Annotated in this window: 9 protein-coding genes; 5 read left to right on the top strand and 4 right to left on the bottom strand. The window is 61.7% G+C overall.

Translation table 11 applies throughout. The features are described from left to right. The first annotated feature begins 55 nt into the window (after window positions 1–55). Together ACR0D8_RS12865 and ACR0D8_RS12860 are read left to right on the top strand one after the other, a co-directional pair. A complete protein-coding gene (locus ACR0D8_RS12865) occupies window positions 56–1,456 on the top strand; it encodes a selenium-binding protein SBP56-related protein (protein WP_480646979.1) in 1,401 nt (466 codons plus the stop codon). Window positions 1,457–1,462: 6 nt separating this feature from the next. Then, window positions 1,463–2,140 carry a hypothetical protein gene (locus ACR0D8_RS12860; RefSeq protein WP_480646977.1) on the top strand — a complete coding sequence of 226 codons (678 nt, stop codon included), beginning with the start codon at window positions 1,463–1,465 and terminating at the stop codon, window positions 2,138–2,140. Window positions 2,141–2,192: 52 nt separating this feature from the next. Here the strand turns inward: ACR0D8_RS12860 and ACR0D8_RS12855 are convergent, their stop codons facing one another. From ACR0D8_RS12855 to ACR0D8_RS12840, 4 genes are all read right to left on the bottom strand, one after another. After that, window positions 2,193–2,972 (bottom strand): IclR family transcriptional regulator, encoded by a 780-nt coding sequence (locus ACR0D8_RS12855; protein ID WP_480646975.1) that lies wholly within the window; start codon window positions 2,970–2,972, stop codon window positions 2,193–2,195. Window positions 2,973–2,983: 11 nt separating this feature from the next. Further along, entirely contained in the window at window positions 2,984–4,342 is a 1,359-nt protein-coding gene (locus ACR0D8_RS12850) for a TRAP transporter large permease (protein WP_480646973.1), read from the bottom strand. Further along, window positions 4,342–5,007, bottom strand: a complete 666-nt coding sequence (locus tag ACR0D8_RS12845; protein WP_480646971.1) for a TRAP transporter small permease — start codon at window positions 5,005–5,007, stop codon at window positions 4,342–4,344. Before ACR0D8_RS12845 ends, ACR0D8_RS12850 begins: the two co-directional genes overlap by 1 nt. A gap of 66 nt (window positions 5,008–5,073) precedes the next feature. Then, window positions 5,074–6,312, bottom strand: a complete 1,239-nt coding sequence (locus ACR0D8_RS12840) for a TRAP transporter substrate-binding protein (RefSeq protein WP_480646969.1) — start codon at window positions 6,310–6,312, stop codon at window positions 5,074–5,076. Between the two features lie 108 nt (window positions 6,313–6,420). Here ACR0D8_RS12840 and ACR0D8_RS12835 point away from each other — a divergent pair, with 108 nt between their 5' ends. The 3 genes from ACR0D8_RS12835 to ACR0D8_RS12825 all read left to right on the top strand — a co-directional run bounded on the left by ACR0D8_RS12835 (window position 6,421) and on the right by ACR0D8_RS12825 (window position 18,033). Continuing rightward, complete coding sequence (locus ACR0D8_RS12835) at window positions 6,421–8,016, top strand: GMC family oxidoreductase (protein ID WP_480646967.1); 1,596 nt, start codon at window positions 6,421–6,423, stop codon at window positions 8,014–8,016. A 205-nt stretch (window positions 8,017–8,221) separates the two neighbouring features. Next, entirely contained in the window at window positions 8,222–9,460 is a 1,239-nt protein-coding gene (locus tag ACR0D8_RS12830) for a S41 family peptidase (RefSeq protein ID WP_480646965.1), read from the top strand. A 350-nt stretch (window positions 9,461–9,810) separates the two neighbouring features. Continuing rightward, window positions 9,811–18,033 (top strand): SpvB/TcaC N-terminal domain-containing protein, encoded by an 8,223-nt coding sequence (locus ACR0D8_RS12825; RefSeq protein WP_480646964.1) that lies wholly within the window; start codon window positions 9,811–9,813, stop codon window positions 18,031–18,033. The last annotated feature ends 110 nt before the right edge of the window (window positions 18,034–18,143 follow it).

The following is an 18,143-nucleotide window of genomic DNA, read 5'->3' as shown; positions in this document are numbered from 1 at the left end:
CGCTTGCAGGCGCGCCCCAGGGAGGTGGGGCAAAATCACTTTAGGGAGGAATGCAATGAATTTACGACCAGATCCGACGTTTCACGCGTCGCCCAAACTGGCAATGGAAGCGCCGGTCGAGAACTTTGCCTTCACCGTGATGCTGGGCAAGGACGCCAGCCACCACGACGGGCTGGCCGTTATCGACCTGCGCCCTGATTCCGATACCAGGGGCCAGATCGTGCACACGGTCATGACCCCCACAACCGGCGACGAGTTTCACCATTTCGGCTGGAATGCATGTTCGTCATCCCTGTCCCCGTTGTCAGGCCACGCGTTTCTGGAACGCCGCTATCTGATCGTGCCGGGCATCCGGTCGAGCCGGGTCTACATTTTTGACGTCAAGGACCCGCTGCAGGCCAAGATCCACAAGATCATCGAACCCGAAGAAGTTTTCGCAAAGACCGGGTATTCCCGCCCCCACACGATCCACTGTGGCCCTGAGGGTATTTATGTGTCCACGCTGGGCGGGCGCGGACCGGACGGGACTGACGGCCCTCCGGGCATTTTCATCATGGATTGCGAAAGCTTCGAGATCATCGGCCAGTACGAAATGGACCGGGGCAAACAAGACAAGCATTACGATTTCTGGTGGAACCTGCCGCAGGACTACATGGTCAGTTCGGAATGGGGCTTGCCGCCACAATTCGAAAACGGCGTGGTACCCGAGGATCTGCTCAGCAACAAATACGGTCACTCAATCCATTTCTGGGACCTGCGCGCGCGCAAGAACATCCAGACCATAGACTTCGGTGACAACTACCAGATGGCGCTGGAGATCCGCCCGGCGCACGACCCGACCAAATCCTACGGGTTCTGTGGCGTCGTCGTCGATACCACCAATCTGCAGGGCGCGATCTTTACATGGTGGCGCGACAATGACGGCAAATGGCAGTCGAAAAAGGTCATCACAATCGACCCGCGCCCCGAAGATCCGGAAAACCTGCCAGAGTTGCTCAAGGGGTTCAGCGCGGTGCCGCCGCTGGTGACGGATATCGACCTGAGCCTCGACGACAAATACCTTTACGTCGCCTGCTGGGGTCTGGGCGAGATGCACCAGTATGACGTTTCGGACCCGTTCAACCCGGTACTGAATGGCAAGGTTGAACTGGGAGGCATCGCGCGTGAGACCAAACACCCCAACGGCGAAGACTTCGTCTATGGCCCGCAAATGGTCGAGATCAGCCGTGACGGCAAGCGGGTCTACTGGACAAACTCGCTGTACTCGAACTGGGACAACCAGTTCTACCCGCATCAGGAAGGCGGGCAAATGGTGATGGCCAATGTCGGTGAAGACGGCAGCTTCGCGCTGGACCCCGATTTCTACATCAACTTCCCCGAAGGCACCCGCGCCCACCAGATCCGTCTGGAGGGAGGTGACTGCTCGACCGACAGTTTCTGCTATCCTTCGGTCTGACACGTGATGGACGGACTGTCCCTGACGGCCCTTTGGTGGGCCGTCATTTTTTCTGGGTTCTATCACGGCATCAATCCCGGCATGGGATGGCCGCTGGCCGTATCCGCCGCTCTGATGGAACGCAGGCCGGCGGCCATGGTCAGGGCGCTGGCAATGCTGGCGCTGGGGCATTTTCTGGCGATGATCGGCATCCTGTTGCCGTTCTCGATGATGATCCTTCTGGTCGAGCGCGAGGCAGAAATCCGGCTGGGGGCAGGTTTCATAGTTGTCGCCATGGGCGTCTATCTGCTGATCAACCGCAAACACCCCAGAATACTGGCCCGCATCCACCCGGCGCGGCTGGTCCTGTGGTCGTTTCTTGCGGCCATGGCGCACGGGGCCGGGCTGATGCTGGTGCCGATCTATCTTGGAATTTGCGGCGTACTGACGCCGGACGGTGTCGCCGCCACGGGACACGCCGCGGCGCAGACCCTGATGAACAGCGATGTCATGACCGCGTTCCGCGTCGCTGCCGTTCACACGCTGGCCATGACAGCCGCCGGTGCCGTCATCGCAGTGGTCGTCTACCACTGGCTGGGGCTGAAGTTCATCTCGAAAAGCTGGTTCAATCTGGATGTAGTCTGGGCGCTCAGCCTGATCATCGTCGGAGGATTCGGCATGTATTCCGCCTATACCGGGCACTGACCCCACACGACGGGCCATGCGCCTTTTGCCGGAAGCAGAAGATCAACCGGGTTCAGGAGGCAAGCAGGCTCGAAAGTTTTTTTGCCCCATCCTGCAAAACACTCAGAAACTGCATCAGACTGCGTAAATCGTGGCGCTGGGTCGGCGCATGCACGGATAGCGTGGCGACCAGCCTGTCTTGCCCGTCGACGACCGGAACCGCGATCGCCGTCATCCCGGGCATGAATTCCTCGTCATCTGTCGAATGGCCAACTTGTGCAATGCGCCCGATTTCGTCGCGTAGCGCTGATGGATCGGTCAGGGTGCGCTCGGTATGGGCGTGCAGCCTGCGCGCCGACAGATACCCGCTCAGCGTTTGCGGGCGCAGCGTCGACAGATACATCTTACCGCTTGCCGTACAGTGAAAGGGGACCTGCGTGCCTATGGGCAACTGAATCCGCAGCGGCCACTTGGTTTCCACGCGGTCGAGATAGATCATGCCTTCGCGGTCCGGAATGGCCAGGTTGCACGTCTCTCCGATTTCATCCGCGACGCCACGCAGGATCGCAAGGCGCGCAGTGCGCAGATGTTCCGAAGACACGGTATCAACGGACAGCTTGCGCAGGCGCGGGCCGGGACCATAGGACCGCCCGTCCAGATCGCGTTGCAGGAACCCTTCGGCCTCAGCGGTTTGCAGCAGACGATGGACCGTGGGCTTTGCTAAACCCAACGCATCAATCAGGTCGGACGGTTTTACAGCGACCCCGCGCTTGGCGACCTCTTCCAGGATCAGCAACAGGCGCAGGTTTGTTGGTATCTGAGTTTCTTTGACTGATGCGTCCGTATGGGCCATCCCGCTACATTCTAGCTGTTTGGCAGCAGGATCAAGGCCAGATCAGGAACCAGTGACACCAAAATCCAAACCGACAGCAGCGCAGCCAGATACGGCACGGTATAGCGCAGCAGACGGAAATAGGGCACGCCGGTCACACCCGATGCCACATACAGATTCAGGCCGTAAGGTGGCGTGATGAACCCGATCGATGCACCAACAAGGAAGATCACCGAGAAATGGATCGGATCAACCCCGACCGAGGCCGCAATCGGCGCAAGGATCGGCGCAAGGATGATTGTCACCGGCAGGCTCTCTAACACCATACCCGAGAAAAAGACGATCACCATTGATGTAAACAGCACCGCATAATACCCGCCCATCGACGTCACGAAATCTCCGATTGTCTGCTGGGCGCCCAGCAGCGACAGGATCTGCTGCATCACAACGGATATTGCGATCAGAGGCGCAAGAATACCGGTGATCTGGGCCGAGCGGATGACAATCGACGGTATCTCCGGGATCGTGAATCCTTCGACAACCAGCATTTCGGCATAGCTCTTGTCCGTAGGCAAAATGTCATCCCGCGCACCCATGATCCGGTTGATGGGATAGCTGACAAGCCCTGCGATGACGCAGAACCCAACAGTCACGCCTGCGGCCTCGGTCGGAGAGAACTTGCCCGTATAGATACCCCAAAGCACCAGCCCGATGGCGAAAAAGCCAAGCCACGCCCCAAAAGCGGTTTTCAGGATGCGGTTCAACTGCAGCGGGATCAGATGGCCCCAGCCATTCATGCGGCAAATGACCCAGCAGGCAAACTGCATGCCGAAAACCATCAGCGCACCGGGCAAAATACCCGCGACGAACAGTTCGGAAATAGGCAGGTTCATCAGGAAGCCGTAAACGATGAAGATAATCGAAGGCGGGATGATGATCCCGACGGTACCGCCGGCAGCGGCGGTCGCCGCGCTGAACCGTTCGTCATAGCCGCCCTTGACCATTTCAGGGTGCAGCATCGACCCGATGGTGGCCGTGGTGGCAGAGTTCGACCCCGAGATCGCCGCAAACAGGCCACAGGCCCCCAGCGAGGCCATCGCCAGCCCGCCGCGAATCCAGCCCAGACAGGCATAGGCAAAGTCGCTCAGACGGCGCGCGATGCCCGACTTGTTGATCAGGTCCCCGGTCAGAATGAACAGCGGCATCGCCAGCAGCGCGAAACCCTTGTTGAAGACGTTCAGCAGTTCAGCGCCCATGTTGTCCAGCGTCAGGCCCAGAACGAACGAGCAGCCAATGACCCAATAGCCGATGACCAGCAGCACAGGTACGCCCAGCATGAACAGGAACGTCACACCCAGCGAAATCAATGTAACCAGCGTTCCGTCTGCCATCAGTCTGCCCCTATCACGGCCTGCTGGATCAGCGGCTCTCCGGTTTTCCAGTTGTGCAGGTCGTCTGCCAGATTCTGAAACACGCGCCCGACCATCAGAAAGAAGGACAGCGGCGCCGCCAACAGGAACCACCACTGCATGATATTGTCGGTCCCCAGCACGATCTGGAAATTCGATGCCGACAGGGCCACTAGCCGCGTTGTCGTGACGATGACAATGACAGCAAAGATGAACCACAGCACTGCATCCAGGATCAGGCAGGCCAACTGCCCGCCACGCGGCATCGAAGTGCGGAATTCGCTGAAACTCAGATGGGTGCGAAGGCGAACGTTATATGAAGCGCCAAACCAGGCCATCACCATGAACAGAAGCGGAGGAATGGTAGTGGACCAGGGTTCCTGATCATTGAAGACAAAACGGTCGATCACGCCCCAGAAGATGATCAGAGCAATCGCCAGATACGAATACACCATGACCGAGCGTTCCAGATGCCGCTCGATCAACGGCACCTTGCGATAGATCAGCATGACCAGAAGACCGCCAAGCGCGGCGACAACAGTGCCAACAACCCATGCGGCGTCGGACTCCAATGCCAGTTGAATTTCAAATGAATCCTGGCTGAGCAACGCGCTGAAGATCGCGCCGATATCGGCCCAAAATGACATGAATCCCGTCCTCCCAGTCGGTGTTCTTGGTGAACCGGCCCACGCGGGGCCGGTTCGTTTTGTTTATCAGGCCTGACCCATCCACCAGCGGCGCGGCTCGACGTTTTCCGGCAGGGTATCTGCCGGAATTTCCCGCGCAATATCATAGATTTCCTGATACGTGTCGATGCCGCCAGCCCATTTGTTAAGCCGCTCGCGCCACTGTGCCCAGGGCTCGGGGTTGAAGTTCGGGGCGCACATCTCTTCGGCCAGCTTGATCTGATCGTCCGCCAGGAAGGCCGGCCGCACACCGTTTTCGGCAAAGATCGTGCCCGGCAGTTGCGGATCCGAGAAACCGACCGTATTCAGCAGCGCCGCTTCGTTGGCACCCTGAATCAAGGCCTGCGTGAAGTAGGACGACTCCATGACCGCATCCTGCAACTCGCCACCAAGGCTGTCGAAGACCTTGGCCGACATTGAGGTATGTTCAGTGCCACAGAAGAATTTCAGGTTCACCGATTGCGACACCACCGGCGACATGTTGGCATAAGCCACGGCAGACGCCCAGGTTTCGGCACCGTCAATCAGACCGGTTTTAAGCGCGTCCAGCGTTTCTTCCCACGCGACCGGAACCGGGTTCAGGTTCAGCAACTGCATGGCGATACGACCAAGCTGCGTGCCCGTCACGCGGTTTTTGGTGCCGAAGAGCTCTTCCAGTTTGGTCACAGTGGGTTTGTCGGCAAAGGTCGACCCCATTTGCAGACCGCGCAGTTCGCAATGCGTAAACAGGAATTTTAGACCGTGCCGCTTTTCCAACGGCTCTCGCAGAATCCGCTGGCTCGCGGGGCTGTAGAAGAAATGATACTGCGCCGCGCGGCTTGGGAACATGTAGGCATAGTCCAGCACGTTCAGATAGGGCGCGCCACCGGCCGAGTTCTGGGTCGAGGCGGCATAGATATCGACGATTCCCTGCTGAGTCTTCTCAACACAGCTCAGCTGACCGCAGATTTGGTTGTCGCCGATGAACTCGATGCGAATCTCACCGTCTGTCCGTTCTTCCAGGTCGCGGGCGAATTCGATGGCCCCTGCCCGTTCGATCAGCAGGTTGCGTGTATTGAACCCCGATGCGCCGAATTTCAGAGTGTGCTTCGGCTCTTTCGAAAATCTCTTTTCATACGTTGATTCAGCGGCTTGCGCCAGATTTGCCAGGCTCATCGCACCACCAAATCCACCCGCCGCCAGCAGAGTTGAACTCATGCCATAGCGCCCGGCGACGCGGAAAAAATCCCGCCGCGAAATCCCGCTTAGTTTTCGACCGATCTCCATTGCTTTCCTCCCAGTTCGCTATTATTGAGACGTTTTGTATCAAAAAAAGCTAGTATAGTTCGAGCAATTTGCATAGGTTTTTTTTACAAATCGCGGAAGGAGACCGTCATGGAGGTAGATTATGCAGTCGTCGGAGCCGGTTCATCGGGCTGTGTCATTGCTAATCGACTGAGCGCGGACCCCAACACTTCGGTGGCCTTGGTTGAGGCAGGCGGCCGCGACACCAACCCATGGATTCACATCCCCGTCGGGTATTTTAAAACCATGCATAACCCGTCGGTCGATTGGTGCTATCGCACCGAACCCGACCTCGGCTTGAACGGGCGTTCAATCGACTGGCCGCGCGGCAAGGTTCTGGGCGGGTCCTCTTCCCTGAACGGCCTTCTGTACGTGCGCGGCCAGAAAGAGGATTATGACCGCTGGCGGCAGATGGGCAATGTCGGCTGGGGCTGGGACGATGTGCTGCCCCTGTTCAAACGCAGCGAAGATCAGGAACGCGGCGAAGACGATTTTCACGGTGTCGGCGGCCCGCTTTCCGTTTCCAACATGCGCATTCAACGCCCGATCTGCGACGCGTGGGTCGCAGCGGCGCAGGCGGCAGGCTATCCGTTCAACCCCGATTACAACGGGGCAAATCAGGAAGGTGTGGGTTACTTTCAGCTGACCACACGAAACGGCCGCCGATGCAGTGCGGCGGTTGCCTATCTCAAACCGATCCGCAACCGGCAGAACCTGATTATCATAACGCACGCGCTGGTGACCCGGATTGAGCTGGACGGCAAACAGGCCACAGGGGTCGTCTATCGCGACCGCTCGGGCGAGCAGAAGACGATCCGCGTCCGGCGCGAGATCATCCTGTCGGGCGGTGCAATAAACTCGCCGCAGATTCTGATGTTGTCGGGAATCGGCGACCCCGATCACCTGAAAGACAACGGCATCGAACCGCGCCATGCCCTGCCCGGCGTAGGGAAAGGGTTGCAGGACCATCTGCAGGCCCGTCTTGTCTTTAAATGCAACGAACCAACGCTGAATGACGAAGTGCGCAGCCTGTTCAATCAGGCAAAGATCGCCCTGAAATACGCGCTGTTCCGCGCCGGTCCGATGACGATGGCAGCCAGCCTTGCGACCGGTTTTCTCAAGACCCGCCCCGAAATGGAAACCCCGGATATTCAGTTCCACGTCCAGCCCTGGTCGGCCGACAGCCCCGGCGAAGGCGTGCACCCGTTTTCGGCCTTCACAATGTCCGTGTGCCAACTGCGCCCGGAAAGCCGCGGCGAGCTGCGCCTGAACGGGCCGGACCCGTCCCGATATGTCAGAATTTTTCCCAACTACCTGTCGACCGAGACCGATTGCCGGACCATCGTCGACGGCGTGAACATCGCACGGGATATCGCACGGCATAATCCGCTTGCCTCCAAGATTTCCGAGGAGTTCCGGCCCAGTGCCGAACTGTCCTGCTCTGATTACGAGGGCACGCTGGACTGGGCGCGATCAAACTCCGTTTCGATCTACCACCCCACCGGAACATGTGCGATGGGCACGTCCGATGCCGCTGTTGTCGATCCCGGCCTGAAAGTGATCGGCATCAACGGCCTGCGGGTTGCCGATTGCTCGATCATGCCTGAGATCGTCAGCGGGAACACCAATGCGCCCGCGATCATGATTGGGGAAAAGGCGAGCGATCTGGTTCTGGCAAAACCCTGATTACAGGTGACCGCGTTCGCCACTCCGGTAATCCGCCGGCTTGACGGCCCTCGCCCGGCAGGCTTGTCTTCGCCCGACGGCGCCAGGATGCGTCGAATCGATCATCACCAACAAGGGCAACACAATGGGGTTCCGGCTGTTGAGAATGTGCGCCGCAGGCGTCGCTGTCCTTGTTTTGATTTTCGCCGTGACCTGGGTGATTTTCATGCCCACAAAAACCATGCGCGGTGTCTGGGCAGCCCCGGCATACGGGCAGATCCTTCGCATATCGGGACTGCGCGCCGAGCTTTACCGGGTGACATCTGTCAGCTGCTTTCGCGAGCTTACATTCCCCGCCCATCTTGGTCTGGTTCAGCTATTGGCCGGGGCGACCCTGAAGCTGGAAGGAGGAACTCTGGCCCTTCGCGTGGATGGCGCGCTGGAACCCATCAATCATGACCGCGCCGATTTTCCGCGCCCGTGCGAAAATCCCGACCATTCAGACGGCGGGGCACGGCACACGTTCGATGTTTTCTGGACAGCGATGGCCGAACATTATCCGTTTTTCGACCTGCACGGGGTCAACTGGCCTGATCGGCGTTCGTTGGCACCCAAGGCGGATGACATCAGTGATGCCGAACTGGCGGCGATACTTGTCGCGGCCACGCAGGGTCTGGATGACGGCCATGTGCAACTGACCATGGGGGCAGAAGGGTTTCATTCCCCAGAACGTTCCCCCGGATGGTTGCAGGAATACCCCGGCCTCAACCGCCACGCGCTGTGGGACGTGGCCGCGGATACGATTGGGGTGGACTTGACGAATGTCGAAGGCACCCCGTTCTGGTACGGGCTTCGCGCGGACGGCATTGGCTATGTTCAGATCAGAGAGATGGAAGTGCAGACGCGCCCGGGACAGACGCTTGGCGATGTTGCATCAAAGGCAATGGAGTTGATTGCCGAACAGTTTGAAACTGCCGGGTCGGTTATCGTGGACGTGCGGTACAATCCCGGGGGATCAGACAGCGCCGCAATGGCTATTGCCGGGCATTTCGCCGCCTCGCCCACCGCCGCGTTTCACAAAGCCGTCTGGACACCGCAGGGACTTACAGAGCCGTTCGATTATGTTCTGACGCCCGCGCCAGACCGCCGTTTAAAGCAGCCGGTCGTTCTTTTGACCAGCGAGCTGACCGGAAGCGGGGCTGAGATATTCACCCTCGCGATGCGCAACCTGCCACAGGTCACGACCATGGGCGGCCGGACATCCGGTGGGTTGTCCGACATCCTGGAATTCACCTTGCCGAATGGATGGACGCTTGGCCTGTCTTTTCAGGAATACCGTTCAGCGGACGGCGACCTGTTTGAAGGCACGGGCATCCCGCCGGATAAGGGGATCGCGACGGATGGCGCCAAGCTGCTGGCCGGGCAGGACAGGGTTCTGGCCGCCGCAATCGGGTTGTTTGAATAAGTTTCACCTTTTGGCGGGTGAACTCCGCCTCCGGATCCCACGTTCGAATTTCCATTCAGAAGACGGGCAGGAACAACCTAACGGACCCAAGACAACCCGGAACCTTGGAGCGACTGTCTTCACAATGCTCGTTTCCCAATCGGTTCACACGATGGTGCAATCTGGCATGCCCGGATCGCTGGGCTGGATCATGCAGGAACGCGCATTGACCATCCAAACCCGTCCGAATTTTCGCAATAAAACAGCACGCTTCCGCCGATCCCAGATAAGAACTTTACTCCGCGTCAATTCAGGCGCACACTTATCAAGCGAGTCTCTCAGCCAGCCCCTACCCCTGGGAGTTTTTCAAAGTGTCGCAGGTCCAGGAAGCCTCACCGCTGAGTGCTGCGGTGGATTACACGATTGCCGCTGACAGGTTTTCCGGGGCAGCGTCAGTCAGCGTGACACTGGATCTTCCGTCCTCCAGAAACGGTTTTGGGCCTGCTCTGTCCCTGATTTACGGGTCGGCGCGGCGGCAGGGTATTTTTGGACGCGGCTGGTCACTGGGCGGCTTGCCGGTCATCGGCGTTGATACTTCAGAAGGGTTGCCAGCCTATGACGGGCGGGACGGGTTTGCATCCTCGGTCGCAGGATCACTGGTGCGCGAGCGGGACGGCGCGGGCAATCCGGTGCGCCGAACCGACGGCGGATTCGTGGTCGAGCGGTTCCGGGCGCGTAATGACAGCGTTCGGATGCGCTTTGAAAAATGGACCGAGACAGCCACAGGCGATGTGCACTGGCGCTCACGCGATACCGGCAATGTCCTGACGATTTATGGCCGGTCCGGTGCCGCCCGAGTGGCCGACCCGGATACGCCCGGACGGGTCTACCAGTGGTTGCCTGAAATCACCGCCAATGGTCGCGGCGACGCGCTGGACTATGAATATGCCGCCGAGGACAGCCGCAATCGGGATAACAGCCGCGTCTACGAAGCAGACCGACCCACGGGTGCGCAACGTCACCCCAAACGCCTGCGCTGGGGCAATGCGGTCCCGGTTGCCGATGCCGCCGCGACGGACCCGAATGCAATCGACTGGGCCTTCACCGCCGTGTTTGACTTTGGCGACCATGATCCTGTTGCACCCGGGGTTGCACCTGACGGTGCCTGGCCGGCCCGCCCCGACCCGTTTTCCAATGGGGCAGCCGGATTCGAGTTGCGCACCTGGCGGTTGTGCCGCCGGCTGCTTGTATTTCACCGGTTTGATGCGCTGGGACCGGACCCGGTCCTGACCCGCGCGATTGAGTTGAATTATGATGAACGCACCGATGGCACCCGGCTGATCTCGGTCACGAAAACCGGGTACCGGGGCACAGGTCCCGCGCGCGAGGAGCGATCCGTTCCGCCATTGACGTTCGCCTATACGCAACCCGATCTGGCCGAAGTATTCACCCCAGTCACGGCAGAACTTCAGGCCACCGCCCCCGAGGGCGTCGCCCCAGCCGGGGCGCGTTTGGTGGATCTTTATGGCGAGGGTCTGCCGGGCATTCTGCATGAGGACCGCACCGGCTGGAATTTTCAGCGCAATCTGGGCGGCGGTCGCTTTGCCGCGCCGCGCAGCCTCCAGGCCCGTCCGGCCCACAGCCTTGCCGCGGTATCTATTGGTGATTTCGACGGCGACGGGTCGATGGACGCCGTCGTCATGTCGGGTCAGGGTGCCGGGCATTACCGCTTTGACACCGAGACAGACAGTTGGAGCGCCTTTCACCCGTTCGAGGCAATGCCGGCCGAGGCCGCGCTTGGCGGCGGCGAGCGGCTGGATCTGACCGGCGACGGGCGCTCGGATCTGGTACGCCGGACGGATAACGGCCTCAGGATATACGAATCCCGCGGCGCACAGGGGTTCGCGCCCCGGTCGAAAGACGTGCATCTGGCCGCCAGTTCGGCCCGGGGGCCCGGCGGCGCGCCGCCTTTGCAGACGGACACGGAAACGGATTTCCTGTTTGCCGATATGACGGGCGATGGCTTGTCCGATCACGTGATGGTTCGGGACGGATCCGTCGTCTATTGGCCCGGGCTTGGGCACGGCCGGTTCGGGGCACCGGTCACGATGGAGAATGCGCCACGGACGTCGACGCAGGGGCGTTTCGCAATCGACAGGGTTCTGTTTGCGGATCTGACCGGAAGCGGAACCGCCGATCTGATCCATATCGGCGCGGGCGAAATCAGCATCTTTTACAATGAATCCGGAAACCGGTTTTCCCAGCCCCGTGTCCTGAGCGGCCTGCCCATGATCGACACCACCGGAGTCCTCGACATCCGCGATGTGCAGGGCAACGGGCGGCTGTCACTGGTGTGGGCCGAAAAACGGGCGGGACGCATTGCCAGTTATCAATCCCTTGCTTTGTCGGGACCCGTTCCGCCGGGCCTGATGCAAACGATTGAGAACGGCATGGGCCGGCGTGAAAGCGTGACCTATGGCAACTCGGCCGCGCATTACCTGCGCGATCAGGGCTCTGCCCGCCGCTGGACCACCGCCCTGCCCCGGCATGTGGCTACGGTCGACAGTATCGCGCGGGAAGATCTGATCACCGGCCTTACGGTCGACACGCGGCTGGAATACCGCAACGGTGCGTTCGACGGGCGGCAACGCGTGTTCGCAGGTTTTGGCGAAGTTGATGCGATTGACGCCGAATACCTTGAGGACGCATCAACCGGGATGGTTGCAACCGCCCCGCTTCTGACCCGTGCGTTTTTTGATCACGGGACAGGTCAGGATGTCCGCGACCGGTTCTGGCAGGGCGACAGCGAAGCGATTTCGTTGGACGTTCATACGCTTGACGCCAGTGGCATCGTGGTGCCGCTGGATTCGGACAGCGCCCTTGATGCAAGAACCGCGCTGCGCGGGCGCGAGGTTCGGACCGAACTGTTCGCGATGACGGAAGCCGGGCCGGAACCGGCTCCGATCGTTGTGGAACAGAAGGGGTATGTTGTCCGGATCGAACAGGCGGCAGGGCCAGCGGGCAGCGACAGCATCCGGCATCCTTTGGACAGGGTGGCGTTTTCCGTGATCGACCGCGAATCCGCCCGGTCGCTCTACGAGCGCGTCGCGGACGATCCGCGCGTTTCTCATGACATAGTTTTGGACAGCGATGCGCACGGTGCCATGCAACTGGCCGCGCAGATATCCTATCCACGCCGTTCGGGCCACGCGCGCGAGGACCCCGGGCAGAATCGACTGGGCTGCCTGATCAAACGGGTTGAAATGGCCCACGACACGGATACCGATCTATGGGCTTTGAATCGGCCGGTGTCGCAAGAGGAATTTGCCATAACCGGGCTTTCGGCCCCGGGTCGCGGTTGGTTCCTGTTTGACGAGATTGCGCCCATCGTAAACGGCGCGCTTGTGTCACCGCTGAACCACGACGCCGCGCCAGTGCCCGGACGGGCCATCCGCACCAGCCGGTCCCGCTGGATATATGTGAGCGCAAATGGTGTTGATCCCGCCCCCTTGGGTGATGCCGCGCACCCCGCGCGTTTGCACCATACGGAAACCGCCTGTTTTACGGATGCCTTCGCTTCGAACCATTTCGGAGCCGGGATCAGCGCCCGGCTGCCGGGTCTGGGGTACAGCTTTGACGACGGCTATTGGTGGAACGCGTCCGAAGTCCAGCTTTATCATGCCGCCGACCGGTTTTTCCTGCCTGCGGGACACCGGCTGTCGGACGGGCGCTCAGTCGATATCGCCTATGATGTCTCTGCCTTCTATCCCACTCGTGTTACGGACGCATTTGGCGCAATCGCTACAACGGAAATCGACTATGTCTCCCTTGCGCCCCGGCGCACCGAAAGCCCGACAGGCGCGTGGACGGAGACCGCCTATGATCCTTTGGGCCTTCCCGTGCGAGCCAGCCATGGCGGAACCGTGCTGGATGCGGGTGGCATCGAACAACCGTGGGGGTTCGACCCTCTGGCACCGGGGGCGGCCCCAACCTTTGCCGCGACAATAGCGGACCCGGACGCTGCACTGGCGGCGCAGAGCCAGATCCTCGCCCATGACATCGACGCGTTCCAGCGCGATGGCAGCCCGCCCGCCGTCCTGAGCGTTTTGGCTTCCGATCTTGCGCATGATGGCACCGGCGGCACCCAGACCGGAGGGCACGCTGCGGTCGAAGTGACCTATTTCGACGGGTTCGGCCAGAGCGCCCTGTCCAAGATCCGCGCCGAAGCCGGAGACGCGTTCTTCCGCGACGGAACAGGGGCGTTGTCCCTTGCCCCGGATGGCGCACCGGCGACACGACCTGCGGCGACGCGCTGGCGAAGCTCTGGCTGGTCGCGGCGAAATGCCAAGGGCGAGCCAATCGAAAGCTTTGAACCCTATTTTGGCGAAGGCCCGGACTACGAAGATGATGACGCCCTGCGCACCCATGGCCGCGCCACGCACCGCTTTTACGATGCGGCGGGGCGTCTGGCGCAGACCCTGCTGCCCGGCGGTACGGTCGAACGGGTGGATCACGGCGCATGGGTCGAACGTTTCTACGACGCCAACGATACGGTTGCGACCTCGGCCTGGCGTCTTTCGCGGGGAATCCTGCCCATTGGCGATCCGGACCGGCATGCGCTGGATGTCACCCTGCCCCATGCGGACACACCGGTTGAACGCATCTTCGACAGTGAAGGACGGCAGGTGCGGGTCCGCGAGGCGGACGGGCTGGGCGGGGTGCATGAAACCCGGTCAATCCTGCTGGAAACCGGTGAAAGCGCGCGTGACATTGATGCCCGGGGCATCGAGTCGGCCCGGCATGTCTATGACATGGCAGGCCGGAAAGTCGTCGAATGGTCCGCCGATGCCGGAGAGACGCGCGTGCTGTTCGATGCCCGCGACAACCCGGTGGAAACCATAACACCGGGAAACATCACGCGAACCACCGAATATGACGCGCTGGACCGCCCGCTGTTCGTTACCGTCGATACCGGTGCGGGTGTGCGCCGGATCGAAGGGATCGACTATGCCGACGATCCCGCCGATGTGGATGCCATCGGGCGCAACCTTTACGGGTTGGCGGTCGAGACGCGCGACGAGGGCGGTCGGCACCGCATTCTTGATGCCCTGCCCACCGGTCAGGTCAACCGTACCGCCTGGGAACTGGTGTCCGACCCGGTCGCGGATGTGGACTGGACCGGCGGGGTGGCGCTGGATGGTGAATTCTTTGAGATTTCCGCGCGCCACGACGGACAGGGTCGGCAGGTGCAGCTGCGTAACGCTGATGGGTCCGTGGTGCGCACGGCCTATTCCGAAGGCGGCGCGATTGCCCGGCTCAGCGTTGAAACAACAGACGGGCAGGTCAGCGAGACTCAGGTTCTGAGCAACGTCCGACTTTCCATTTATGGCGAGCGGGAGCGGGTCGAATACGGCAATGGCGTCACTGTCGCGCGGGAATTCGACGGCGGAACGCGGCTGGTCCGGCGCATCCACGCAACCCGGTCTGCCGCCGGGGGCCGGCCACCTGTGCTTCAGGATCTTCGCCTGACCTATGATCCGGTCGGCAATGTCACCGGCAGTGCCGATCTGGCGCACAGCACCGGCACAAGGGCCGTGTTCTCGGCCACGGCCGGCGCGGATGCGGCGCGCAGCTATACTTACGATGCGCAATACCGCCTAACCCGGGCCGAAGGGCGCGCGCATGGCGCCCTGACGGCAAACCCGGGGCCAAGACCCGTATTGCCGCTGTCGGACGGAACCGGCACCGAACGCTTTGCGCAGACCTATTCCTACGACGCAGCCGGAAATCTGACGCGCCTGCGCCATGTCGGGACAATCGCCAATTTCACCACCGATTTCTGGATCGACCCCGCCAGCAACCGGTCCCGTGCGACAACGCGTCCCGATGGTACGCCCGTCAGCCCGGCTGCTGCCGCCGCCGAGTTCGGTGCGGGCGGGGAACTGCTGGTGGTCGATCATCTGCAAAGCCTCAGCTGGCGGCACGATCAGCGGTTGCGCCGCGTCGTCATCATTGACCGCAGCGCCCAGTCGCAACCCGATGATGACGAGATTTATCTGTATGACGGTGGCGGCACACGCCTGCGCAAGATCACCCGCAGGATGCTGGGTGACGGCAGTGTTGAGCGGATCGAGGTGACCTATCTGGGCGGGGCAGAGCGTCGCAGGATTTATCGCGGCAACACTCTGATCCTGGAACGGCTGGTCACCCGCCTGTCAGATGGTATATCCGAGTTTGCCGAACTGCATCGCTGGACCATCGATTCAACCGCCCGCGAAACCGCTGACCCCAACGCCGTCCGGCTGCGCTATACGTTGAGCGATCATTTAGGGTCGGCAACCCTTCGGCTGGATGAGGCCGCGCGGGTCGTTAGCTATGAAGAATTCATGCCCTATGGGCAGACCGCCTTTGCCGCAGCCGACAGCGCCCGCGAAACCGCGTTGAAGGCCTATGGCTTCATTCAGCGCGAACAGGACGGGACAACAGGGTTCCACCATATCGGACAGCGCTATTATGCAAGCTGGCTCTGTCGATGGATCTCGCCCGATCCCGGAGGCGCGATTGATGGCCTCAACCTGTATATTTATGCGCGCTCCAACCCGGTTTCGCATTTTGACCGATCGGGGCTGCAGACAACGCGCACCCGTCGCGGGCGGCGCATCGCGGCTCCGGCACGGCCCGATCCCCCGGTCGTGACCGCAGCGCTTGGACGACAATCGGCGGCGGTTCAGCTGAAATACGCGATGGGGCAGATCACCTGGTATATCGACAGCGAAGGTGCGGTTCATTTCGGAACCCGTGCCGATCTGGAAAGAATTGTCTCGCGCGATCAGGCCAATGGGGCCGATATCCTTGTGCTGGGTGCGGCCGGTCGCAGGGGCGAAGGCGACGGCGGCGAAGGGGGTCAGGCGGGCGGCGGCGATCCCGAGGCACCGACCGGCGATCCGGCAAGCGACACACCGGATGCGCCGCCCGACCCCGGCGGCGGAACCGGAAGTGCACAGGCCGACGGCACCGGAACCGATACAGATACCGACACGCCCCCATCGGACACCGGCGGGCAGGACGGGGGTTCTGACACCGGAACCAGCCCTGATGGAACCGGTGAGAACGAACTTGGTGCCGAGGATGGCGATCCCGACGGCACCGGGACGGTGCAGGGCTCGGACCAGCAGGGCCCCGGCGGTGGCGGCGATTCCGAAGACCCCAACGCCTTGGGCCGCGGCGACACAGGCGCGGGCCGCGGTGGTGGAACCGGTGATCCGCAAAGCCACGGCACCGGCCACGAAGACAGCCCCGCACATCGCGAAGGCGGCACCGGTCGCGGCACCGGAACCGAACCGGGCGGGACCGAGGGCGGTACTGCGACCGAGGGCGGCGGCACCAATCCCGACGCGACCGGAACAAACCCCGATGCAACCGGCACCGCACCCGGCGGCGCCGAAGGCGGGACCGGAACTGAACCGGGCGGCGGCCCCGGGGGCGGACCCGGCGGAGGCGAGGGCGGTGGCCCCGGGGGCGGCAGCGAAGGCAGCGCCTCGGGCGACCCCGACGGATCCGCGCCAGCCGGCGAGGAAGGCGGCGGATCCGGTGGCAACGGTGGCGACCGCAGCGCCCCGCCCGGCGACGCGCCGCCCGAAAATTCGGGTGGACAGAACGGCAACCGCGGCTCGGGTAATCCGGGCAGCAACCGGCCGCCGGATCAGGAAGGTCCGGGCAGCGGCGATGGTCCCGGCGGTCAGGAGCCCGCAACGGTGATGGACCACGTCGTGCGGGCCGCCGGTTGGTGGCACCTTGAATTCGGATCGGACGAACCCGGCGAATCCGGCGGCATCCCGGGCGGAATGGGCAGCCTGAATCTGGGGTCCTGGGGTCAGGCGGCCTTTCTGGCGCTGACCGTCGTCGACATCGTGTTGACGGTGGCATCCTTCGGCAGTCTGGCCGCGCTCAAGGTCAGTCTGAAACTGGCGCTCAAGGCGGGCATGCGGGCACTGGCATCAGCAGGCCGCCGGGCCATGGCTGCGCTCAGCCTCAAGAATCTGCGCCAATTGGCAATGCGCACGGGATTGCGGTCCGGCATCAACTGGAACCCCTTCCGCAGCCGGATGCTGCGCGAGTTCTTTCCACAGGTGGCCAGCCGGCTTTCGCCGGGCGCGTATCGCATCGACATCATCCCGCGACTCTGGTCGATGGTCAAAAGCAAGGTCGTGAACTGGCGCGCATTCTCCAGCCCCACGGGCAGTCGTATCTGGACTTCGGCAGAAACCGTTGCCCATTCCCACGTGGACGACCTTGTCCGGCATCTGGACAACATGCCCGGAAACGGGGTGATCAATGTTCTGACAGGCCGGCACGGCACGCCGGCAGGGTTCGATCTGGCGCAGCGCGAGATGAAATTCTTTGTGGATGACCTCGTCAATCTGCCGTCCAGCGCACGCATTGATGTCCACGACGTCACGCGCCTGACCGACAGCCAGCTGACGGCAATTCTGGAACATTCTGACGACGTTGTACTTGCTTGGTGCCATTCGGAAAGCACGCGCCGCGTTCTGCGGGCGCTGGGGCTGAATTTCCGGGGCGGCGCACCGTTTTAAATCTCTGCCGGTCGGCGCGCGCCCGGCGGATCATCACTCCGGCGACAACAGCGCCGGAATATTGGGGGCAAATCGTGAGTTGCGTGACCCTTACCCAATTCACCGGCCCA

The sequence above is a fragment of the Ruegeria sp. BG10 genome (assembly GCF_056538575.1).
This window is presented reverse-complemented; position numbering and strand designations above follow the sequence as displayed.